This window comes from Allomuricauda sp. NFXS6 (genome assembly GCF_040148835.1).
GTDB lineage: Bacteria > Bacteroidota > Bacteroidia > Flavobacteriales > Flavobacteriaceae > Flagellimonas.
On sequence record NZ_JAGEMG010000006.1, the window covers coordinates 180632 to 205600 of the forward strand.

Sequence of the window (24969 nt, forward strand, 5' to 3'; positions counted from 1 at the left end):
ATACATGATGAAAAGGATGAATAGAAAAGTTTTAACAACGGCAGTCCTATCCATTGCACTGTTCATAGGGTCGTGTACAAAAGATATCCTGGAGGAAGAACCAAGGGGTGTGTTGACCCCTGAGTTTTTCACAACAGAGCTTGGTGTTCAGGGTGGTTTGACATTTTTATATGAAACCATGCGTGACATTTATGGATTCGCTTACTTTATGAATTTAGCGGAGACAGGAACAGACGAATATTGTGCCGCCCAAAGTGCGGACAACAACTTTTTTGATTTGGATTTTGCAGGAGAAGGAAATTTGAATTCCAATTCAGGTTTTTCCGTAGGAATCGTTTGGGGTTCCAGTTTTCCTGCAATCAATACAGCAAACGGTATCATCGAAAATGCAAGCGCCGTAGGCTTGGATGATGCATTGATCGCTGAAGCTCGATTTTTCCGGGCTTTTTACTACTTCTTGTTGGTTCAGACCTATGGAGGAGTTCCTTTGGATTTAGGGTCTGGCGAATTGGCATTCAATCAATCGGCGGTTAGAACTTCAGTACGAAATACCGTGCCCGAAGTGTATACCAAAGCCATCTTACCCGATTTGATTGCGGCGGTAAATGGTTTGCCAGAAAGTCCACGATTGACCGGAGCGGTAACCAAAAATGTCGCCCGTCTATATTTGGCAAAAGCATCTTTGACCTATGGTTGGTGGTTGGAAAACCCGAATGGAATACCAACCTATCCAGAGGCTCCAAGAACCGATCCGGATGGTAACGGTCCTGCATTTTATTTTCAACAAGCTTACAACCAAGCGGTAGCAGGTATTCAAGATCCTGGACCTTACCGATTGCTGGAATATTTTTATGACGTTCACGATGGTGCCAACGACAGACACGAGGAAATGATGCTCTATTCTGACAGAACCGAAGGAAGCGCAATCGCCAATGGTGCACCTATAAACGGTTTTGGAGGTACGGACGGCACCAATACTGCGGCATGGATGGTAACTTCCAATTATACCACCATCAGTGTTGATGGGGTCGCCGCAGTGCAACGTGAGGCAGGCCAAAGTTATGGAAGACCATGGACCCGTATGGCACCTACCATTGGTGCATTGACCGAAACCTTTACCGATAAGGACATTGACTCCCGATACGATGGCACCTTTGTCACCAGTTATAGAGGTAACTGGGACAGAGCAGGCGATGAAACGCCTAGCCTTACTGCTGCGAACGGTCTCGAAATCGAGCCTGGAGATGCTGTGGTTTCGTTTTTGGATGAATTTAATCCCAATGTGGATTACAGTGTGAATGGAGGCGGTATTGGCGGAGGCGTAATTCCCGGCAGGTCCGATTATGTAATAAACCTTAATGAGATCAACCGAAGGTTTTATCCAGGTCTTTGGAAAATTGGAACCTACCGTACGGACAATGACGGTGGTTTAGGTCAGCCAAATGCAGGATTGACAAGACCATTTCCCATCGCCAAATTTTCAGAATTCTACCTTGTAGCGGCCGAAGCGGCTGTAAAAGGTGCGACCGGAGCCTTCACCGCTCGTGAATTGGTGAATGTTATCCGTGCACGTGCCGGTATGTGGCGTTTTGATAATGGAGAGCAGGAAGAGCGTATTGAAGACAATAGTGCCGCTATGACTGCAGCAACTCCAGCCACTATCGATATTGATTATATTTTGGCAGAGCGATCAAGGGAATATTTTGGCGAATGTCATCGTTGGTATGATTTGGTTCGTACCCAAAAATGGAACGAATATGCAGATTCTTATGAAATTGCAGGAAACGATGCAGCAGATCACAGTCCAACCACCACGAATAGGACTATTCAACCATTCCATTATCTCAGGCCAATACCACAAAGTCAACTCGATGATTTGGATTTTACGGAAGCTGAAAAAGATACATATCAAAACCCTGGATACTAAAAAGCTTTGAGTTTGTTTGAGTTAGTTTAGTTAATTTTTATTTCATTACTGTAAAAAGGTTGTCTAAAAATATTAGATAGCCTTTTTATGTATTAAATTTAATTGAATGCGTTTTGGTTATTTTACCATAGGAATCCATTGTTGGTTATCATTTTTTTCTGATAAAATACATCCAACCTTATCGTATTGTCGGAACTTGGTTCAATGACCTATTCTATAGAGAGTAGATACTTTGCATAATCATTCAGAACTATTTTCGTGAATTAAACATAGCTTATTCCTTTACCTATACATAAAACCACTACACCTATTGATATTCTTAATATTATTCCAATGACGGGTACCCAAAGAATCTTGACATTGATCTTGTTTCCAATTTTTTTATCCTCCTGTAATCCAAAAAATGAACTTAAGAGTAAAAAAGCGGAAGGGGCCGCTCTTTTTAGTTTGCTGGACAATGGGCAAACCAATGTTCACTTTAAAAACACAGTAAAGGAAACGGCAGATTTTAATGTCCTAAATTACTACTATACCTATAACGGTGGAGGAGTTGCGATTGGGGACGTTAATAACGATGGGCTGGACGACCTCTATTTTACCTCTAACCAACAATCCAATAAACTATATTTAAACAAGGGCGATTTTAAATTCGAGGATGTTACGGCTACAGCCAAGGTATCGGATGCCCAAGGGTGGAGCACTGGAACGACTATGATCGATATCAACAACGACGGATGGATGGACATTTATGTCTGCAAATCTGCCTCCTTGAATAATAATTTGCTGCGTAGAAACAAACTCTTTGTCAACCAGAAAGATGGAACTTTTAAGGAAGAAGCCGCAAAATGGGGGCTGGATGACGATGGTTTTTCAACACAGGCTTATTTCTTTGACTACGATAAAGATGGTGATTTGGATATGTATCTCATCAATCACAGGGTGGATTTTTTAAATTCCATCAATTTGGAGGGCATTCTCAAAGACCAAGATTTTTATCCCCAAACCTCCGATCACTTATATAGAAATGACGGAAACGGTTTTACCGATGTTACCATCAATAGCGGACTCATGAACAAGGAATTCAGCCTAAGTGCCGCCATAGGTGATTATAACAACGATGGTTGGTTGGATGTATTTGTGGCCAACGATTTCATCACCCCCGACAAACTCTATATCAATAACAAGGACGGTACGTTTTCCAATCAGATTGATCAGCGCCTAAAGCATATTTCCTATAGCAGTATGGGGTCAGATATTGCCGATATCAACAATGACCTTTTACCGGATTTAATGGTCTTGGACATGTCTGCGGAAGACCATAGCAGGGGCAAGCAAAATATGCCCAGTATGAACACTAATGGGTTTTGGTGGATCGTTAGGGCAGGTTTTCACTATCCCTATATGTCCAATGTGCTCAATTTGAACAATGGGAACGGATATTTCAGTGACATTGGCCAATTGGCCGGCGTATCAAAAACCGATTGGAGTTGGGGACCCCTTATCGCGGACTATGACGGTGATGGTTTTAAGGACGTTTTTATCACCAATGGTATTAAACGTGAAATTGCAAACCAGGACTTCGGTAATTTCCTGGACACGGAACAGGAAACCGTGAAGAATATGCCCATTGGTTCACTCTTGGATAAAATGCCGTCAGAAAAATTACAGAACTACGCCTTTAAAAACGACGGGGGACTGGAGTTTACCAAAGCGACCAATGATTGGGGCTTTGGGCAAACCGTAAACTCCAATGGAGCTGCATACGCTGACCTGGACAATGATGGAGATTTAGATCTGGTCATCAATAATCTTGAGGATGAGGCCAGTATTTACAGAAACAACGCAACGCACAATTTTATAAATGTTAAACTCAAAGGCGACGGGCAAAACCTTAATGCCATCGGAACCAAGGTCAAGGTTTTTACCAATCTGGGAAATCAGTATCAAGAGCTGTTTTTGTCAAGGGGCTACCAATCTTCCGTATCCCCTACCTTAAATTTTGGCATTGGTGACCAAACAGAAATAAAACGGATTGAAGTGGTCTGGGGCAATGGAAATATAACCGTTCAGGAGCATATTGCAGCCAATCAGACCCTTACGTTTCAACAAAAAAATGCCAAAGCCGGGGTTCAGGAATCCAAACTCGCTTTTTCAACACATTTCCAAAGGATACATCCCGAAGATTTGGGTATTGACTATCGGCACGAAGAAAATAACTTTAATGACTTTTCAAAACAGGTGCTATTACCTCAGAAACAATCGCAACAAGGACCGGCTTTTGCTGTTGCTGATATCAACAAAGATGGTTTGGATGATTTCTTTGTGGGAGGTGCATTGGACCAAGCTGGGAAAATATACCTTCAAAAACCGAATGGTAAATTTGAAAGGCTAGACCAATCGATTTTTGAAAACGATAAGGAATATGAAGATGTAGGCGCACATTTTTTTGATGCCGATAACGACAAAGACCTAGATCTTTATGTGGCCAGTGGTGGATATGAATTGGATGAGCGAAACCCTTTGCTCCAGGATAGACTGTACCTGAACGATGGAAATGGAAATTTTACACGGTCCAGAAGGCTGCCTAACATCATTTCGAATACCAAAGCCGTTCAATCCCATGACTATGATGGTGACGGGGATATGGACCTTTTTATAGGGGGCCATGTGGTACCGGGCAAATATCCCTTGCCTTCCAGTTCTTATGTCCTGGAAAATAAGGGCTCCCGATTTGTTGATGTCACGGAATCGGTTGCCCCGGATTTTAAGAATCTGGGCATTATCAATGATTTGTTGTTTTCCGATTACGATCAAGATGGTGACAAAGATCTCATGGTTGCCGGAGAGTGGATGCCCATCACCATTTTGAGCAATACCGACGGTGTTTATACCAAGGCTGAACCAAAGGCTTTGGAGCAAACCGCTGGGTGGTGGAATACTATCGCTGAAATTGACTTTGATCAAGATGGTGACCTTGATTATTTTGTTGGAAATTTGGGAAAAAACAATAAGTTTCACCCGTCTGCCGAAAAACCACTTCATATTTACGGTACCAACCTTGGTGATGATGCCAATTATGATATGTTCCTCAGCAAAAATTATCAAGGCAACCTTGTCCCGGTCAGAGGCAAGGAATGTTCTACCCAACAAAATCCCTTTGTTAGCGAAAAAATTAAGTCTTATAAAGAATTTGCAAATTCCACTTTGGAAGATATTTATGGAGAAAATGTACTGGAAAGTTCATACCATAGAAAGGTTACTGAGTTTGGCTCGGTATATTTAGAGAATAAAGGAGGTGGGGATTTTGAGGTGAAACCGTTGCCCAACCCAGCCCAGATGGGCCCTACAATGTCCTTTGTATTTATGGATGTCAATCAAGACGGAAATATGGACGTTATTGGTGCGGGCGCTATTCATGAGGCTGAAGTGGAGACCGTTCGCTACGATTCAAACATTGGCTATGTGCTGCTAGGAAGCGCTGAAGGTGGTTTTGACCCATTTAAAGACATCAATTTTTACAACGACCTAAACGCCAAAAAAATGAAGCTGGTCAATATTAAAAATGAACCTTATGTCATTATAGCGAACAACGACAGACCCGTAACCGTATTTAAGGTTAACTAGGGGACTAAATTTGGATTTAGATTACTACTAACTAACCTTAAATATTAAATTGTTCGGTCGGAGCTTGTAAAGCTTGACTCCTGCCGCAACTTGGATACTTTTCCATTGAAAACCCAAGATAATGATCAAAAATAGGTTAATCGAAACACTCGTTCGACAGTGTTTTTGTTCTTTGAAAATTGCTAAAAATTCAACAAAATTTTATTCTCTTCAAAAAATCACTTTCTGAAAAAGCCAATCGCTAAAAAAAATATATTTTTTTACAAAAATTTTACGCAATCGATTGCATCATAACGTTTATTATGTATATTTACAATATTGGGATTTTTACTCATACTTTTTTACTGTAATCAAATTAATTAACCATGCAAATTTAAAACTTCATAACATGACCAATTATTTCTTTAGATGCTTATTTAGCGATAATCGGTTTAAATTACAGCTTATACTTTGTTTGAGCTTGTTGTTTTTCATTGATGTAAATGCGCAAGATTTAACAGTTCCCGGAGCAGTATCAGCTGAATCCGGATTATCAGTTTTAAGTTTATCCATTTTTATTGATAGACCCGTATCACGTATCGCAATCGATTTAGAAAGTAACCATAACTTACACTGGGAGACATCAAACCCGATATTGGAATTCGCTTACTTCGAACTTATCAAACAAGATGCTGTTGCCAAGGCAAGGTTAAATTCCAGTCTAGATCATAGAAATCAACAAAATAACAATAACGCATAAGATGGTTTGTTACTAAAATTCCATTGGATTCATCTATTAGCACAAAACATAAGATAACTAAATTAAACCACTAAAATCATGTCAAAAACTCTTAAATTCATAGGTAGCTTTTTAGCAGTTCTTGCAATTGTTCTTACCGTAAGCTGTGAAGATGACGATTTATCTGCCACTGCCGTAAATGTGACCAGCGTTGAGTCGGATAATTTTTATCCTGGTGATGAAGTAAGTATGCAGGGTAGTAATTTTGAGGCAGTTCTATTTGTCTTTTTGGAAAATAATCAGATCCCCTTTCAATTGGATGGGGATGTCTTAACTTTTACACTTCCAGATAACGCACCCATTGGCGAAGGAACAGTTACCTTGGTAATGCCCGATGGCTATATCGTTACCCGCAATATTGAAGTAGTCGCAAGACCGTTTCCAATTATTACGGCACTGTCCACCAGCGCCGCTCCAGAGGGAGGCGAAGTTACACTTAAAGGAACATCTTTAAATAACGTCCAGTCCGTAACCATTGGAGAGATTGAAGCAAGCGTGGTTTCTTCAACTGCTACCGAGTTGACAATAACCGTTCCCTCGGGTCTAGAGGAAAACTTGGAAGCTCCCATTACAGTAGTTACCTCTGGAGGGGAAGCATCAGCTCCCGGAAAATTTTATGTGGGTGAGAATTTACTGTTGAACGGAGGATTTGAACTAGGTGACGGAGATGAATTCACCAACTGGTCCAAGTTTAATGGCGGTGACGGAATGACTGCCACCACCGAAGATGGTGAAGCTTTTTATGGAAGATCTTTACGTGCCGTAGGTGTAGGTGGAGATGCTTGGAGAACACAATTGGCCAGCGATGCTGCCGCAACGCAAACTGATGTGGAATACACCTTGTCCATGTGGATAAAAGGGCAGCCCGGAACTCCTGGGGACGGTGGGAATATCAGATTTTCAACTACTCCAGACGCACTTTACAGTGCCAATTATGACATCACAGCGGAATGGCAACAAATTGAGTGGGTATTTACTGCCAATGCTTCACCGGCAAGTGCAGTACTAGACCTCGGTGTTGTGGCAGATGCTGTATATTTTGTAGATAACGTCACTTTGGTTGCCACAGGTCTTTCCGGGCCACAACCTACCGAAATTCTTCTCAACGGAGGTTTTGAAGAAGGAGATGGAGATGAATTTACCAATTGGAGCAAATTCAATGGAGCTGACTTGTTGACTGCTACCACAGTGGCCGATGAAGTCCGCAGTGGCGATAGAGCACTTAGGGCGGTTGGATTTGGATCAGACCCATGGAGGACCCAGATAGCCAGTGATGCCGTTCCTACCGAGGATGGTGTAGAATATGCAGTCAGTTTATGGATCAAAGCGGCAGTGGGCCCAGGTGATGGCGGTATCATAAGAATGTCCACCGCAGGTAACGGTGATCCCCAATACCAAGCTGATGTAACCGTAACTACCGAATGGCAAAAAGTTGAGTGGCTATTGACTGCCAACAGCACACAGACACAAATTGTGTTAGACCTTGGAGCTACAGAGAATGCAGTTTATTTTATTGATGATGTCAGTGTTTTGGCACCACCGCAAGAAGAGTAGCGCCTAACTTGGTACTAAGGAATGGATCAATATTCTTTTTCATATTAAACTAAGATTTTTGAAAGGCTGTCATTGTGATGGCCTTTTTTTACTTTGCTATCCTTAAGAATTATGGGAAGAACACATAAACATTGGGTTTTTATATTCCTTTTAGCCGCCTTGATAAACTGTGACAAAGTTGATGTCAAAAAGAAAAAGGCCTCAGATGCCCCTACCCTATTTTCATTGGTGCCCAGAACCACAACGGGGATCGATTTTAAAAATACCGTCGAGCAAAATATCGATTTCAACTACATCGAATATGTGTATGCATTCAATGGAGCGGGAGTGGCAATTGGAGACATCAATAATGATGGCCTCGAGGACATCTATCTTACCTCAAATCAAAATTCCAATAAGCTATACCTAAATCAAGGTGATTTTAAGTTTATGGATGTAACGGAAAAAGCTGGTCTGGAGGATAGCGATGGCTGGACCACGGGAGTATCCATGGTGGACATAAACAACGATGGTTGGCTGGACATCTACGTATGCAAATCGGCATCCCTCAGAAATGATGAACTTCGAAAAAACAAGCTTTTCATCAATCAAAAAGATGGAACTTTTAAAAATGAAGCAAAGCAATGGGGATTGGACCAAAATGGCTTCTCCGTGCAGTCCTATTTTTTTGATTACGACAAAGACGGGGACTTGGATATGTATTTGGTCAATCACCGTCACGATTTTGGCCAGAGCAATACCATAGAAAATAGAGCGGAACGGGAATATTTTAAAGAGACCTCGGACCATTTGTTCAGAAACGATGGGGACACCTTCACGAATGTTACGCTTCAGGCCAAAATAATCAACAAAGAATGGGGCTTGAGTGCCGCCATAGGTGATTTTAACAATGATGGTTGGCTCGATGTGTATGTGGCCAACGATTTTATTCATCCTGATTATTTATATATAAACAACCAAGATGGAACTTTTTCAAACCAAATAGATACTAGGTTCAAGCACATTCCATTCAATGGGATGGGTTCTGATTATGCTGATATAAACAATGATTCTTTCCCCGATTTGGTGGTTTTGGACATGCTCGCCGAAGACCATAGACGTGGTAAGGAAAATATGGCCTCAATGAACACTCAGGGCTTTTGGAAAATGGTCAATTCGGGCTACCATTATTCCTTTATGGCAAACACACTCCAATTGAACAACGGTAACGGTTCTTTTAGCGACATCGGTCAGTTGGCAGGTATATCCAAAACAGATTGGAGCTGGGCGCCATTGATCGCCGATTTTGATAATGACGGGTACAAGGACATTTTTGTTTCCAACGGAATCGAAAGGGAACTGGGCAATCAGGATTACAAAAAAGAGTCCGTTAGACAGCAAAAGGAAAAAGGAGCCATGACCGTTCAAGAGATGATGGACATCATGCCTTCGGAGAAAATCTCAAATTACATCTACAAAAACAATGGTGATTTCACCTTTGAAAAAAAGATTGATGATTGGGGTTTGAGCAAAAAAATAAACACCAATGGCGCTGCCTATGCCGATCTGGACAACGACGGTGACCTAGATCTGGTCATGAACAACATGTCCGATCAGGCAACGGTATATGAAAACAATGCGACCCATAACTTCATTAACATTAAGCTTATTGGCGATGAAAAAAATGTGAAGGCGGTTGGCGCCAAAGTGAAAGTATACTCCAAAGAAAAAACGCAATACCAAGAACTGTTTCCCTCGAGAGGATACCAGTCATCCATGGGGTATCAACTAAATTTTGGTCTGGGCGATGAAGAAAAAATTGACCGGATTGAGGTGATATGGGGCGATAATACGGTATTGGCCATGGACGACGTAGCGGTTAATCAAACACTTGTTTTCGATAAAAAAGATTTTAAGTTTGACGGAATAATGCCCGAAAAGAAAGTTGAAAATTTCGTAAGCATCGATCCCGATAGTTTGGGAATAACGTTCAACCACCAAGAAAACAACTTTAACGATTTTGATTTACAGACCTTACTGCCTCAAAAGCAGTCACAAAAAGGCCCTGCACTATCCGTTGCAGATGTGAACGGAGACGGACTGGAGGATTTCTACGTGGGCGGCGCATTGGATCAAGCGGGAGAAATGTACCTGCAAACCCAAGATGGAAAATTCAATAAGGCCATTACATCCTTGCTTTCAAGTGAAAGCAGATACGAAGATACCACCTCTCTTTTCTTTGATGCCGATACCGATGGGGATTTGGATTTATATGTGGGCAGTGGCAGTTACGAGGTCGGTGAAGACAATCCGTTACTCCAAGACCGACTTTATATAAATGATGGAAAGGGCAATTTTTCAAAAACCAACAGGTTGCCCAAAATGTTGGGCGTCACAAAAACAGTTGCCACCAACGACATTGATCGCGACGGAGACTTGGATTTGCTAATTGGTGGACAGGTAATTCCCGGCAAATACCCCCTTTCATCCATGACCTATGTACTGAAGAATGAAAATGGCCGCTTTATGGACGCAACAGAAGAACTCGCTCCAGAACTATCGGATATTGGAATTGTAAACGATTTGCTTTTTACGGATTATGATGGGGATGGGGATGCAGACTTAGCTGTTGTCGGGGAATGGATTCCCATTACCTTTTTTGAGAACCAAAACGGGAAATTCTCAAAAACAACAATGCCATCTTTAAACCAAACCGAGGGTTGGTGGAATACCATTACCGAAGTGGATCTGGACAAGGACGGCCAGATGGATTATCTGGTGGGCAATTTGGGGGACAACAACAAGTTCCACCCCACAAAAGACAAACCGCTCCATATCTATTCCACCAATTTTGATGCGGATGGTAAATACGATATGGTATTGAGCAAATACTACAAAGGCAAACTTGTTCCCGTTCGAGGCAAGGAATGTTCCACGGAACAAAACCCTTTTGTGAGCGAAAAGATTGAAACCTATAAAGAATTTGCCAACTCCACCTTGATTGACATTTACGGAGAGGAAGAATTGGATGCCGCCTACCATAAACAAGCGTACGAGTTTGGCACTGTCTATTTAAAAAACAAAGGCAATGGCTCTTTTAAGGTACAAAAGCTTCCCACGAAGGCCCAATTTGGTCCAACGATGGGTTTTGAGGTAACGGATATCAACCAAGATGGTCATTTGGATGTTTTGGGGGTTGGCAACATTTACGAAGCTGAAGTGGAAACCATTCGCTATGATGCCAATACCGGCTATATTCTTTTGGGGGATTCAGCAGGTAATCTTACACCATACACAGATACTAGCTTTTTTACCCAGAACAATGTAAAGGATATGAAAAAGATATCTATTGGTGGAGAAGATTGTTATTTGATTGCCAATAATGATGAAGCATTGACTATTTTCAGAATGAAGAAGGGTTAGTGATGCTGATGTTCTGACATTTTTGACGCAAAAGAAACTTCGGGAAGGTCTAGCTGCTGAATTTCTCCTCCCTCAATGATTTTAATGGTTTGATTTACCTCTACCCCTTCAAAAGTGGAAACGGGTTTGGTATGATAAGGCCATTTGATTTCCAATTTTTTGATGACGGTGGCTTTTCCCAATCCAATTTCGGACATAAGGCTATTGCCCCCAAAACTCGCCCCTGAATCGACTGTGTTGTATATTTTTCGTTCTTTTTGATTCTCTTTAATGGTTATGATAATTTTGGCCCCAATGGCAGAACGGTTGCTCAGCTTTCCTTCCAAAACCATATTGATCCAATTGTTTTTATTGCCCATTGGGTTTTCAAAAAGTAAGTTTCGGAAAACATCACCTTCCACAGCGCCGCCCATCACGGCGTAAATATCTTGGTCTCCATCCATGTCCATATCCCCAAAACCGATGGCATGCCCTTTTTGAATGTGTCCAAAACCGCCACTGTAAGTAACATCTTCAAACCTTTTACCGTTCACATTTCGGTACATTTTGTTCGGCACGATGGAGAAAAAATCAGGGTCGCCCGTTGCCAAATAAAAGTCCAAATAGCCATCATTGTCCAAATCGCCAAAATTACAGCCCATCGTGGCAACGGGTTCGGTTAAATTGGCTTTTAAAGATACTTCCGTAAAGGTGTTGTCCCCATTGTTTTGATACAATAGCGGCCTGTAATCCGTAGTGTTGGTTTTTATATTTCTGAGGAGCATCTCAGAGGGCAATACCTCCGAAGAAGAGTATCCTGAAACAAAAATGTCCTCATAACCATCATTGTTATAATCAAAAAACCAAGTGGGGAAGCTTAATTTTGGTTCGGCAACTCCGGCAGTTTTGTCTGCAATTGCAAAAGAAGGCTTACCCGTTTCCTTGGTGGTGTTGATGTACAAGGTGTTGAGTCCATCGTAATCGGACAAATACAAATCGGGGTATAGATCATTGTTGACATCTCCTGTTGCCACACCTTTAAAAAAACCCGGCACGGTTATCCCTGCATCTTTGGCAATGTTGTTGAAGGTGCCATCCCCATTGTTCAAAAACAGCTCGCAATAACTTTGTTTCGCCTCTGTCCATTCATTGGCGATGAACAAATCGAGCAATCCATCCAAGTTGGCATCTACCCAAACAGCCGTTTGCGTTGGGTTCAAGGAGTATATCCCTGAAGCTTTGGTGACGTCGGTAAAGGTGCCATCCCCATTGTTTCGCATCAAGGAATTGGGAATACTGCCAAAAACGGACAACCAAGCGCCCCGTAGAATCACAAAATCCATATGGCCGTCGTTGTCATAGTCGGCATGTCTTAAATTCAGTCCTCCTGTAACACCTTGCAATCCGGCATCATCGGTTTTGTCAATGAAGCCACCTTTTTTATCATTCTCGAAATATTTGATTTGGTCGTTAAGGCCCCAAGAAGATGCGATGATGTCCAAATAGCCGTCACCATTAAAGTCATCCAAGCAAGTACCTCCGGACAGCAGGTTTACATCAACACCCAAATCCATAGCGATATCCGTAAAATGTGGGAACGTTGCGGCATTGGAAAAGTGCGACTCGGGAATCCTAAATTCACTGGGTACTTTTTCGGGATACTGGCCCAACGTCATATGGGCAATGTTCAATAGATATTGACATTCCAGATCATCTGGGTTTAACACGAGCAATTCCTTAAGCAATGCTATGCTTTGTTGTGCCCCTTCCTTAATAATGTGCTGGGCCTTCGGGCTTATGGGAACGATACACGATTCATTGGTATGGTTTGCGATACAGTTGTCCTGCTCCGCCTTTCTCATATAAGCAATGGCCAATTGTTTTTTTATAAAAAACACCAACTCTTCCTTTGACGGGATATTTTGACTTTCAACAACCTGCAATACTTGGTTCAAAACTGCAATGGATTCGTCCGTTTTACCCGCATTTAGCAACTCCAGCCCATAAGTGAACAGCAGATTTAACATCTCATTGCCCTGTGCCGATTGAAGCTTCTGTCTTAAAATGTCAACTTTGGCATTGTTAAAAATATAAGGTACGTTTTCCACATTGATGCTTGCAACTCTCTGTTGGATATCATCAATCATCTCTTGGGTGGTATTCCTTTTATTTTCAGAAATACGATTCGTTTCAGCACTGGTCTTAGATTGATTTTCCTTCTCGGAGTTCACACAGCCCGAACACAGCACTATCATCCAAATCAAGATTGGGAAAATATTTCCTTTTGAGACGTAAAAATTATTACGATGTGAACTTATGTCCAAATCAATTTCTTCAATCATAAAACAAACAATCACTTAATCAAACTCAATGCATTAGTTTTCTGTAACAAAAGTTGTGATGCTATTGGGTGGCAACAAATATAAAAAGGCATCTATACTGGATTCGATATCAACAGTTTCTTGCGCTTCTAGATTTTTGGATGAACTCGTAATGTAAGGGGTTACCGCAGTGCTGTTCGTTCCTGTGATCACAAACTGCTGTTCCTTGGTCTGGTCGGATTCATTTATTGCCACTATTACAGTTTTTCCCTCCCCAGAGTATGCGCTAACGAATACATCTGTCTGTGGACTTGCATCAGCATCAATTCGTGTATAGCCAGGTCTAATGAACTTGGAAAAATTGGACATAACATAACCCCGCTTTGTAACAACTCCGCTGGAAGTTCCCTCTTCACCATCGCCAATAAAGCCATAATATCGTTTGCCATACCACCAAATATAGGCACTGTATTGACCAATCGTCATACAGTCGTGAATTTCCCTACCCACCAATAAGGCATCGGGCCACAAATTTGCACTTCTATCGCTAGTGCTGTAATGTTCTGTCATCCATAGTTCTTTTCCTTTTTCCAGGGCAAGAGGGTAAGGATAATCCGCCACCGCAGTCCCATAAATATGCCCGCCTACAATATCCACATTTGCTTCTGCCACGGGATCATTTAATGTTAAATCGGTGTGTTCGTGCCTAAACTGAAACGATTCCGAGGGCATTAGCTTGGAATTGGTGATAAGTCCTCCGTAATCCCTCATAAAATCCCGCACTTGTACCGCTGACCAATTGCAGGACTCATAAGAAACTTCATAATCGCCTTCATTTTGGATGCTTATCACTTCCAAAGGAACTCCATTTGTCTCCATATATGCGGCAAAATCATTTAAATAGTTGGCGTAATCCTCATAGGATTCGGTTTTCAAAGATCCACCTATCAAATCGTTGTTGGTCTTCATTTCGGCCGGGGGGCTCCACGGGGTCGCCATGATTTTAGCGCCCCTCTCGGCTGCCAGTTGTGCATGCTCAAGTTCAATGGCCCTTGCGTTGTCATCTGGAGCGACACGTATTCTCAAAATGGATAAACCAACCTCTCCCTCATCGTTTCCGAACAGTTTATCCATATCAGAAGTTGTAAGTGGACTGTTCAACCTAAAAACCGTGGCAGCGCCAAAACCACTGATGTTTTGTTCAGTTTCAGCAGGCGTGATGGTAGCAGCATCGGATTGCAGCACCGTGGGATCAGTCGGTTCCGGTGTTGGTTCAGGCCCTCCGACAGTATTGGTTTGACCATTATCACTACTACAACTGTATCCCAAAATCACAGTTAAGATCAAAAAAAATCGTTTTATTCTTTTCATGCATTTTTATTTTCAATTACTGTTTAAGTCAATGATGCGAACATCAATCCCTTTAATTTAAAAACCCGTAGAGAAGCGTTATCCACACCCTTTCACTACAACATCATAAATTTACGCAATCGATTGCATTTTGCCAATTTATTAATTATTTTTGGAAGAAATCATTATAGCCACCGAATAATGGTGATTATTTTAACAAATACTTAATCGTGAACAAGTTTCTAATTCTATTGGTTGCCGCATTTGCACTGGCACCAAATCAATCCAAAGCACAAAAGGAAGCATCATTGAAAGATGCGTTCAAAGACAAATTCTTGATGGGTGTTGCCATCAACCGTTCGCAAATCAACCAAAGCAACCAAGAAGAAATCGATTTGATTACTTCGCAATTCAATGCGTTGACCGCGGAAAATGACATGAAATGGATGTACATACACCCAAAGCAGGACGCCTATAATTTTGAACAGGCGGATAAATTGGTGGAACTGGCAGAGGAAAATGATATGTTCGTGGTTGGCCACACGCTTGTTTGGCATAGCCAATTGGCTCCCTGGGTGTTTACGTCCGACAATGGGGACACCATTGACAATGCAAAATTGACCGACCGTATACAAAAGCACATCGCCACCATTGTTGGGAACTACAAGGGCAAGATAGACGCTTGGGATGTGGTCAACGAAGCTTTGGAAGAAGATGGATCGTATAGAAAATCACCGTTTTTCAAAATAGGTGGAGAAGCCTTTATAGAAAAAGCGTTCCAATTTGCAAATGCTGCGGATCCTGAGGCCGAACTGTACTACAACGACTATAATCTCATCACCCCGGCAAAGAGGGATGGCGCCATACGCATCATCAATAACCTTAAGAGCAAGGGCATCAAGATAGACGGGGTTGGTGTTCAGGCCCATTGGAGCTTGGAAGGTCCATCCATCGAAGAAATTGAAACAGCCATTGAAATGTATGCGGAGACAGGTGTCAAGGTTATGTTCACAGAGTTGGACATCTCTGTTTTGCCAAGTCCTTGGAACTCCCCTACGGCAGATATTTCGGCACGCTTTGAAAACAATCCGACGATGAACCCCTACCCCAACGGCTTGCCCGATTCGGTACAAACCCAATTGGCAAAACGGTATGAAGAAATTTTTAAGCTTTTCAACAAGCATTCAGACAAAATCAGTAGAGTAACCTTCTGGGGATTGCACGATGGCCTGTCTTGGAAAAATAATTTCCCCATTCGAGGAAGAACGGATTATACCTTGCTTTTCGATAGGGAAATGAAACCCAAAAAGGCATTCGATGCAGTGATCAATTCGGCTAAAGACTAATTTTTATCATAAAAACATCCATGAAGACAACGACCAATTTTACCCAGTGGGCTCAAAGGGGCTTATTGGGTTTGACTATGCTTACCCTTCTCGTTTCTTGTGAAAAGGGTGAATCACAACAAGTTGGCAATGAAAAAAACAATCTGGAAAGAATACTTACCCTCCCGACAAAGGATACCTTTCCTCAAAGCTCTTTCTTGACTACTAATAAGGAAGAAAGTGGATTTACCATTGTTGAAAATGGGGTTGCTAGTGATATTTTGGTCAGCCCATCCGACCATCCAGGCGTGTTAAGGATAGCAGGTATGTTCCAAAAGGATTTGGGCCATGTCTCCGGCCAAGAACCTGAATTGATCGTTGGTGACGAATATCAATCAAAAAATCTCATCATAGTCGGTACCGTTGGCAAAAGCAGTTTGATCGATCGTTTGGGTCAAGAAGGCAAAATCGATGTAGCCCAATTGGAAGGCAAATGGGAGCAGTTCTTGATTACTTCTGTGGAAAACCCGATGGAAGGGGTGGAAAACGCCCTTATCATAGCCGGTAGCGACAAACGGGGAACCATTTTCGGGATGTTCGACCTTTCAGAAAAAATGGGGGTCTCCCCTTGGTATTGGTGGGCCGATGTTCCCATAAAAGTCCGCCAGAACATCTACGCCAAACCAGAAACCTATACTCTTGGCGAGCCCAAAGTAAAATATAGGGGCATCTTCATCAATGACGAAGCCCCCGCATTATCGGGATGGGTGACAGAAAAATATGGTGATTTCAACAAACAGTTTTATGAAAAGGTTTTTGAATTGATCCTTCGGATGAAAGGAAACTACCTCTGGCCTGCCATGTGGGGAAGGTCACTATGGGACGATGACCCCACCACTGCCCCCTTAGCCGATGAAATGGGTATAGTTTTGGCCACATCGCACCACGAACCGTTGATGCGTTCGCACGTGGAATGGGACCGCCATGGGGAAGGTCCTTGGGATTACGACAAAAACCCTGAAAAACTAAGGGAGTTTTGGAGGGAAGGAATGGAGCGTACCAAAGGACAAGAAAAAGTGGTTACCCTTGCCATGCGAGGAGACGGGGATGAAGCGATGAGTGAAGGCACCAATATCGATCTCTTGGAAAAAATTGTAAAAGATCAAAGAGAGATCATAGAAGAAGTTACCGGCAAACCTATTGCGGAAACCCCACAGGTTTGGGCATTGTACAAAGAAGTTCAAGATTATTATGACAAAGGTATGCGCGTTCCCGACGATGTAACCTTATTGCTGTGTGATGACAACTGGGGTCAGGTACGGGTTTTGCCAGCTTTGGACAGCGAACCTCGTGAGGGCGGCTATGGCATGTACTATCATTTTGATTTTGTTGGCGGGCCCCGGAGCTACAAATGGTTGAACACTACCCAAATTGAAAGGGTCTGGGAGCAAATGAACTTAACATATTCTTACGGCGTGGATGAAATTTGGTTGGTCAATGTGGGGGACATCAAACCTATGGAGTTCCCGATCAGTTTCTTTTTGGATTATGCTTGGAACCCTGAGGAATTCCCTGCTGAGCAACTGTCAAAATATTACACCACTTGGTCCCAAAAACAATTTGGAACCGAGCACGCCAAAGAAATCGGTGAAATCATAGCCTTGTACACAAAATACAATTCACGCAGAAAACCAGAATTGATTGAACCGACCACCTACAGTCTTCAAAACTTCAATGAGGCAGAAAAAATGGTCGAAGATTACAATTCCTTGGTGACCCGTGCAAAAAAAGTTGAAGAGCAATTGCCAGCGGGAGCCCTTGATGCTTTTTATCAATTGGTGCTATATCCGGTGGAAGCGTGCGCAAACCTGAACGAAATGTACGTGTCAGCCGGCAAGAACAGATTGTATGGTTTTCAGAACAGGGCATCCACAAACCACTTTGCCGACAAAGCTCGAGAACTGTTTTTTAAGGATACCGTGTTCACCAATCACTATCATGGTCTGGCCAATGGCAAATGGAACCATATGATGTCCCAAACTCATATGGGGCATACCGACTGGAGGGACCCAGCTTATAACAAAATGCCCCCGGTGTCATACATCCAATCTGGAAACCAAGCCAATTTGGGTTACGTAGTGGAGGATGGTGTTAGTCGCTCCCCTTGGATGCCAGGTGGTCTCAACAGTAGCAGTTTTCCCTCTTTTGACCCCATCAACGATCAAAACTATTATGTGGAGATCTTCAATATGGGGCAGGAAAAATTGAGCTATACCATCACCACGGAAAACGAATGGATCAAGTTGTCTTCGAAAGGAGGCACCATTCAATATGATGAAAAAGTTTTTGTCAGTATTGACTGGAATAAAGCTCCCAGTGGTCAAGACCTAGGGGAAATAATAATTAAAGCTGATCATTCTGAAGAAGAAATCAAGGTTAGCTTACCTATCCGAAACGACCTCCCGGAAAACATCACAGGTTTTGTAGAAAATCAAGGTATAGTGAGCATGGATGCAGTAAATTATCAAAGTGCGAATGAAACAGAAGATGTTTCCTGGCAAACCATACCCAATCTTGGACGAACAGGGTCTGCCATAACCACTAAGCCCGTTACCGCTACAAAACAGAATCCTAACGATAACGGTCCGTATTTGGAATACGATATTTATCTTATGGATTCAGGCACTTACAACCTGACGACATACTTTTCACCTACCCTTAACTTTCAAAAAGATGAAGGTTTGATTTATGCCGTTTCCATTGATGGAGATGCCCCACAAATGATAAATTTGCACAAAGATGCCATAGCCGCGGATTGGACCTATCCCACTTGGTGGAACGAAGCGGTCAAGGACAACATCATGAAACAAACCGTGCTTTCCAAAGAACTTTCGGCAGGAACGCACACCATCAGGTATTGGGCCGTTGACCCCGGGCTTGTATTGCAAAAAATAGTGCTGCAAAAAGAAGGTGTTGATGTAGAAAGTTACTTAGGTCCGCCAGAAAGCTTGATTAAGAAATAATTTAATTTTCAACATAAATCAATTAAACACGTATTGTGAAAAACGGTAAAACCTTTGCAACATTTATCTTATTGGTGTTCTCGGTCACTGCAGGAATATCACAAATAACACTTCCTGAAATCATCAGGGACAGTATGGTCATCCAGCGCAATGCCAAAATCACCATTTGGGGCTGGGCATCGACGGGAGAACGAATAACAGCGACATTCAACGGAAAGCAAAGAAAAACGTCTGCCGATTCCGAAGGGAACTGGAGCTTGGAATTCCCCAAAATGAAGGCGGGAGGCCCCTACACCCTAGCAATTTCCGGAAAAAACGATATCCGTCTGGAAGATATCTTGATCGGGGATGTATGGCTTTGCTCCGGACAATCGAATATGGTGCATCAAATGGACATTCATGATGTTACCTATGCAAAAGATATTGTTAATGCCGATTACCCAGAAATCAGGCATTTTAAGGTACCTCGAAAGACTGACCTACAAGGCCCGAGCAAAGATTTGGACGGAGGCTCTTGGAAAGTTGCCGTATCCGAGGAGGTTCGGCCTTTTTCAGCCGTCGCTTATTTTTTTGCACGCAAATTGTACAAAAAATATGGGGTGCCCATCGGGCTAATCAATGCAAGTGTCGGCGGCACTCCGATCGAGGCTTGGATAAACGAGCAGGGCTACCAAGAATTCCCAGATATTTTAAAAATCATTGAAGAAAACAAGGATACTGCCTTTGTGAACAGCCATTCCAGAAAGCGCTTCCCTGGCGAACAAAAGGCTCAACAACCAAAGGACAAAGGCCTTATCGGCGAAAAACCTTGGTATGATGTGGATTTCACCCCTGAGAACTGGCGCAGGATAAACATTCCTGGCTATTGGGAAGATCAAGGAGCCAGAGACCTCAACGGAGTGGTATGGTACAGAAAGGAAATCGTTCTGCCCCAATCCATGGACAACGAAGAGGCGACCGTGTTTTTGGGCCGTATCGTAGACGCCGACGAATTGTATATCAATGGTGAAAAAGTGGGCAACACCACCTACCAATATCCACAAAGAAGATATGATGTTCCTGCAAATATTCTGAAAGCCGGGAAAAACACTTTTGTCATTCGTGTGACCAATAATTTTGGTAAAGGGGGTTTTGTGCCGGACAAGCCCTATTATATTTTTACGGACAAGGATACCGTGGATTTAAAAGGATATTGGCAATACAAGGTTGGAGAGGTGTATCCGCCCGTTGATTTCTCTTCTTTTTCACAGAATGATGACAAACCCGAAGAAAGAACCATCAATCCCCAAAATGAGCCCACGGCCTTGTACAACGGTATGGTGGCTCCCTATGTTCAACTTCCCATAAAAGGGGTGTTGTGGTATCAAGGCGAGAGCAACGCTGGCAGACCTGAGGAATACCTGGACTTGATGCACGCTCTGATGAATGGATGGAGAGGAATTTACAATGATCCCGAGCTGCCCTTTATCTATGCCCAGCTTCCCAATTTTGGTGATGTGACCTACTCTCCCACCGAGAGCAACTGGGCCGAACTCAGGGAAGCCCAACTAAAGGCTTTGGGCGACCCGAACACCGCAATGACAGTCAATATTGATTTAGGGGAATGGAACGACATCCACCCCGACAACAAGAAAGATGTAGGGGAACGAATGGCTCTGGCCGCCCAAAACTTGGTATATGGTGAAGATATTGTGTATTCAGGGCCACTTTATCAATCTTCTCAAATAAAAGATGGTAAAATCGTCATTTCCTTTTCACATGTCGGTGGAGGATTGATGACCAATGATGGCGGAGCACCTGATACTTTTGAGATTGCCGGTGAGGACAAAAACTTTGTTTGGGCACAAGCAAAAATTGAAGGGGACAAAGTAATTGTATGGAGCGACGAAATCGCCAATCCAAAATATGTACGCTATGCTTGGGCAGATAATCCAGATAATCCCAATTTATATAATAAGGAAGGGCTACCGGCATCGCCTTTTAGAACTGAATGATTATTCGTAATTGTGCCATTTTCTCATGGTTCAATCAAATGGATAAGTCCATAAAGGAACCACATTGTCCAAATGTACATTGAGGGCATCATCATAAGTGAGGATAACGGCTGCTTTTTTGCCCTGCCAAGGCAAATTGTTCAGGTTCACCAAATCATCCTTACTGAATGAAAATAAAGGGGACCCCTCCTTCATGTGCGAATTGACCTCCTTTGGATTATTTACCTTGGAAAGCATCGCGCTCCTCTCTGAATCAAAATTCTTAGGGTCAACTTTGGGTGATTCATAAATAGAAGCTGAGTACATTGCCTTATCACCATTGGGCGTCGAGAGTTTATTTTGGGCATTTCCAGCAAAGCTCACCATTAAAAACCCATATACTGTTGCTTTTTTTATAATATTCATCCGTTTCTTTTAAAATCAAAAACAAAAAACCATGATGAAAATGAATAAAAATTCTCATCACGGTTACTTCTTCATTATACGGTCAATATTTTATTATTCTGGGCTTTCACCGTTCAATCCCGCAACCAATCCCCTGTGCGTGATTTTGGTGTTAAAATCATTGTCGTATAGCAATGGCCAATCCGAACCGCCATCGTACAACCAACTATCTTGATCTCTAAAGCCCCAAAGGGTCAATCCGAATTGTTGCGTTTGGGGCACAATAGTGGTATAGTAATATCCTGCTCTCTGGTATTGCACCTCTTGTGCCTCTGCCCTTTCCACAGTAAGTTCATCAATATCGTCGCTATAGTTGGCCTTTACGTCCAACTCAGAAACATGCACCAATAACCCGGTATCCGCAATATCTTGAATTGCAATTGGCAAATCTGAAGATGGCCAATCATGGTTCAAGTGCATCTGCATACCAATTCCGTCAATTGGAATATCTTCAGCGTCAAATTCAGATGCCATATTGACTATGGAATTGCGTTTGCCCACTTCGCCTGCAATGTTATAATCGTTGTAGAACAGTTTTACATCCGGGTCCGCTTCCCTTGCCCATTGAAAGGCTTTTTTATGGAAATCCGTACCGATACGTTGGGTAAAAAGCGAAGTACGTACCGAAGCTCCATCAAAATACTCGTTGACCACATCCCAAGATGCCACAATCGGGTTTCCTTCACCATCCGTGGCTTCGGCAAAATGAGCCACCGTTGCCTTGACATAGCCCTCCACTTGTGCTTCAAATTCTTCATCGGTTCCTTCAAAATTGTTCAACCAACCGGGAATGGACGAATGCCAGATCAATGCATGGCCATGCACCCGTAATCCGTTAGCCGAGGCGTAAGACACAATGGCATCTCCATCGCTGAAATCATAGGTATCAGGGCCTGTAAACATATTGCCCATCTTCATATCGTTTTCGGCCGTAATGCTATTGTACTCTTGATTAAGAAGTGTTTTAAAAGTGGTGTTGTCCGAGGATACTGAGGCTAGTTTACTGGCCGAAACAATATTTCCTATGGGGAAACTTGCCACATCCTTCAAGTTTTGGGTGGCATCATATGTAAATGGATCACTGTTGTCCGATCCGTTATCGGTCGGTGGCGTGGTCGGATCTGGATCTGGGTCGGTACCTTCTGTTGGACCACCAACTTGAGGACCGGTAACATCGTCTCCAGAACTGCAACCAATTAAAAACCCAACTAACAAAATGGGTATAATTTTGAATACTTTCATTTCAATTTTCTTTTTAGTTATTATGCAATTTTTGATGTTTGGAACATTTAATTTATTGTCCCTGTTTGTTTTAATTTGTGCAAAATCCCCAACTCCAGACCTCTTATTTCCGCAAGTCCCTTAAGTCTTCCGATCAACGAATAGCCTGGATATTTTTCTTTGCCTTCAAACGAGTGCAGAAATCCATGGTCGGGGCGCATGGGAAGTGCTGTTTTGCGCTTTTGCATAAGCACCACCAACTTTTCCACGATTTCTTCCATCGGGTTGTCTCCATTCAGGTGCTCCGACTCCCTAAATCGTTTACCGTCCTCCCTTTTCACGTTTCTCAAATGCAAAAAATGAATGCGGTCTCCGTGCTTATCGATAATGCGCACCAAATTGTTATTGGGCTGAGCTCCCAAGGAACCGGTGCAATAACAAAGTCCATTGGCACTTACTGGAACTTTGGACATAATAGCTGCGATATCTTTTTCTGTTGACACCACCCTGGGAAGTCCCAAAACTGAAAAAGGTGGGTCATCGGGGTGAATGGCCAGTTTCATCCCCAATTCTTCTGCCACTGGTGCGACTTCGGAAAGAAATTGAATCAAATTATTTCTCAGAGCGTCGTCATCAATGCCGCTGTAAGCTTCCAGCAATTCCAAAATCTTCTCCGGTGTGAAGCTTTCGTCACTACCCGGTAACCCTAACAACACATTTTGAAAGAGTCGTTCTTTTTCTTCTTCATTCAAACTGTCCCCATAGACTTTGGCCTCATCCAGTTGTTCTTTGGAATAATCATCCTGCGCATCTGGTCTTTTCAGCAAAAACACATCGAAAAATGTAAAGGCGACCTCATCGAACAACAGTGCTTTTGTACCATCTGGATTGGAGTAGCTTTGGTCGGTGCGCACCCAGTCCAAAATGGGCATAAAGTTGTAGGCGACCACTTTGATACCACATTGGGCAAGGTTTTCCAAGCTCTTCTTATAGTTCAAAATGTGTGTTTGGTACTCTCCTCCCCTTCTTTTGATATCTTCATGAACGGGCAAACTTTCCACCACGCTCCATTCCATTCCTTCCCTTCGGATAATTTCTTGGCGTTCTTGAATATCTTTAACCTGCCAAACTTCTCCGACCGGAATTTGGTGCAAAGCGGTAACAACTCCCGTTACCCCGCATTGTCGAATATCCCGAAGGGATACTCCATCGTGCGGACCGTACCAACGCATGGTCTTTTGCATGGTGATTCTATGTGATTCGTTTCTGCTCAAAACCCAATACTGTTTCCACCATCAACGGGAAGCACTGTCCCTGTAATAAATTTTGCTTGGTCGGAGCACATAAAGTATACCGCATCCGCGATATCCTCTGGTAGTCCCATTTTTCCCATCGGCGTTCTTGAGAAGACTTTTTCCTTCCGTGGAGGGTCGGAGTCAAGTGCCTTGGCGGTCATTTTGGTCTTTATAAAACCTGGCGCAATACAGTTGGTCCTGATGTTGTATTGGGCCAAGTCCACGGCCATGGACCTGGTCATGCCCTCAATGGCGGTTTTACTTGAAGCATAGGCCACAACCTTGGGCATACCGTACTGTGCGGCCATGGAACTGATGTTGACAATGCTTCCACCGCCGGTTTCCTTCATTTTTTTCACCACCTCCCTGCTTATCGCAAACACGCTGAACAGGTTGGTTTGAACGATTTGTTCAAACTCAGCATCGGTAACGTCTATGAATTCCTTCTTCATGTTGATACCCGCGTTGTTCACAAGAATATCAATATGCCCTTCTTTATCGAATATCCCTTGAATCATTCCTGGGATGTCCTCCAATTTTGTCAAATCAAAAATCAATGGGATTGCATTATCCCCCATTTCCGCACAAGCATTTTCCGTACGCTCTTTGGTTCGCCCAATAACGTAGGTTTTGATATCGTTATCACAAAACTTCTTTGCAGTTGCATACCCCAATCCGGAGTTTCCCCCGGTTACTATGGCTATTTTTTTATCCATTTATGTATTCTAAAGT

14 protein-coding genes are annotated in these 24969 nt (G+C 42.8%); 8 read left to right on the forward strand and 6 right to left on the reverse strand.

The window, feature by feature from the left end; genetic code table 11:
- Positions 1 to 7 precede the first annotated feature (7 nt).
- From J4E06_RS10835 to J4E06_RS10855, 5 genes are all read left to right on the forward strand, one after another.
- Positions 8 to 1927 carry a RagB/SusD family nutrient uptake outer membrane protein gene (locus J4E06_RS10835; protein ID WP_349524001.1) on the forward strand — a complete coding sequence of 640 codons (1920 nt, stop codon included), beginning with the start codon at positions 8 to 10 and terminating at the stop codon, positions 1925 to 1927.
- A 333-nt stretch (positions 1928 to 2260) separates the two neighbouring features.
- A complete protein-coding gene (locus J4E06_RS10840) occupies positions 2261 to 5551 on the forward strand; it encodes a VCBS repeat-containing protein (protein ID WP_349523928.1) in 3291 nt (1096 codons plus the stop codon).
- A gap of 388 nt (positions 5552 to 5939) precedes the next feature.
- The gene (locus J4E06_RS10845) at positions 5940 to 6290 is read left to right on the forward strand and encodes a hypothetical protein (protein ID WP_349523929.1); all 351 of its coding nucleotides are present in this window, start codon (positions 5940 to 5942) and stop codon (positions 6288 to 6290) included.
- 78 nt (positions 6291 to 6368) lie between these two features.
- Positions 6369 to 7883: a carbohydrate binding domain-containing protein gene (locus tag J4E06_RS10850; protein WP_349523930.1), complete on the forward strand. Its 1515-nt coding sequence runs from the start codon at positions 6369 to 6371 to the stop codon at positions 7881 to 7883.
- A 111-nt stretch (positions 7884 to 7994) separates the two neighbouring features.
- Positions 7995 to 11285 (forward strand): VCBS repeat-containing protein, encoded by a 3291-nt coding sequence (locus J4E06_RS10855; protein WP_349523931.1) that lies wholly within the window; start codon positions 7995 to 7997, stop codon positions 11283 to 11285.
- Here J4E06_RS10855 and J4E06_RS10860 read toward each other — a convergent pair.
- Together J4E06_RS10860 and J4E06_RS10865 are read right to left on the reverse strand one after the other, a co-directional pair.
- The gene (locus J4E06_RS10860; protein WP_349523932.1) at positions 11282 to 13519 is read right to left on the reverse strand and encodes a CRTAC1 family protein; all 2238 of its coding nucleotides are present in this window, start codon (positions 13517 to 13519) and stop codon (positions 11282 to 11284) included. The genes J4E06_RS10855 and J4E06_RS10860 overlap by 4 nt on opposite strands.
- Before the next feature lie 120 nt (positions 13520 to 13639).
- On the reverse strand, positions 13640 to 14956 hold the full coding sequence (locus J4E06_RS10865; RefSeq protein WP_349523933.1) for a glycoside hydrolase: 1317 nt from the start codon (positions 14954 to 14956) through the stop codon (positions 13640 to 13642).
- Between the two features lie 209 nt (positions 14957 to 15165).
- On the opposite strand from J4E06_RS10865, the gene J4E06_RS10870 reads away from it, so the two are divergent.
- The 3 genes from J4E06_RS10870 to J4E06_RS10880 are packed head-to-tail and all read left to right on the forward strand — an operon-like array spanning position 15166 to position 21277.
- On the forward strand, positions 15166 to 16281 hold the full coding sequence (locus J4E06_RS10870) for an endo-1,4-beta-xylanase (RefSeq protein WP_349523934.1): 1116 nt from the start codon (positions 15166 to 15168) through the stop codon (positions 16279 to 16281).
- A 20-nt stretch (positions 16282 to 16301) separates the two neighbouring features.
- Positions 16302 to 19283, forward strand: coding sequence for a glycosyl hydrolase 115 family protein (locus tag J4E06_RS10875; RefSeq protein ID WP_349523935.1), 2982 nt, complete (start codon positions 16302 to 16304; stop codon positions 19281 to 19283).
- A gap of 35 nt (positions 19284 to 19318) precedes the next feature.
- Positions 19319 to 21277 (forward strand): sialate O-acetylesterase, encoded by a 1959-nt coding sequence (locus J4E06_RS10880; RefSeq protein ID WP_349523936.1) that lies wholly within the window; start codon positions 19319 to 19321, stop codon positions 21275 to 21277.
- 30 nt (positions 21278 to 21307) lie between these two features.
- On the opposite strand, the gene J4E06_RS10885 is transcribed toward J4E06_RS10880, so the two are convergent.
- From J4E06_RS10885 to J4E06_RS10900, 4 genes are all read right to left on the reverse strand, one after another.
- Entirely contained in the window at positions 21308 to 21682 is a 375-nt protein-coding gene (locus tag J4E06_RS10885) for a hypothetical protein (RefSeq protein ID WP_349523937.1), read from the reverse strand.
- A 93-nt stretch (positions 21683 to 21775) separates the two neighbouring features.
- Positions 21776 to 22963, reverse strand: coding sequence for an endo-1,4-beta-xylanase (locus tag J4E06_RS10890; RefSeq protein WP_349523938.1), 1188 nt, complete (start codon positions 22961 to 22963; stop codon positions 21776 to 21778).
- A 47-nt stretch (positions 22964 to 23010) separates the two neighbouring features.
- The gene (gene uxuA, locus J4E06_RS10895) at positions 23011 to 24186 is read right to left on the reverse strand and encodes a mannonate dehydratase (protein WP_349524002.1); all 1176 of its coding nucleotides are present in this window, start codon (positions 24184 to 24186) and stop codon (positions 23011 to 23013) included.
- 26 nt (positions 24187 to 24212) lie between these two features.
- Positions 24213 to 24953: an SDR family NAD(P)-dependent oxidoreductase gene (locus J4E06_RS10900; RefSeq protein WP_349523939.1), complete on the reverse strand. Its 741-nt coding sequence runs from the start codon at positions 24951 to 24953 to the stop codon at positions 24213 to 24215.
- Positions 24954 to 24969: the final 16 nt, after the last annotated feature.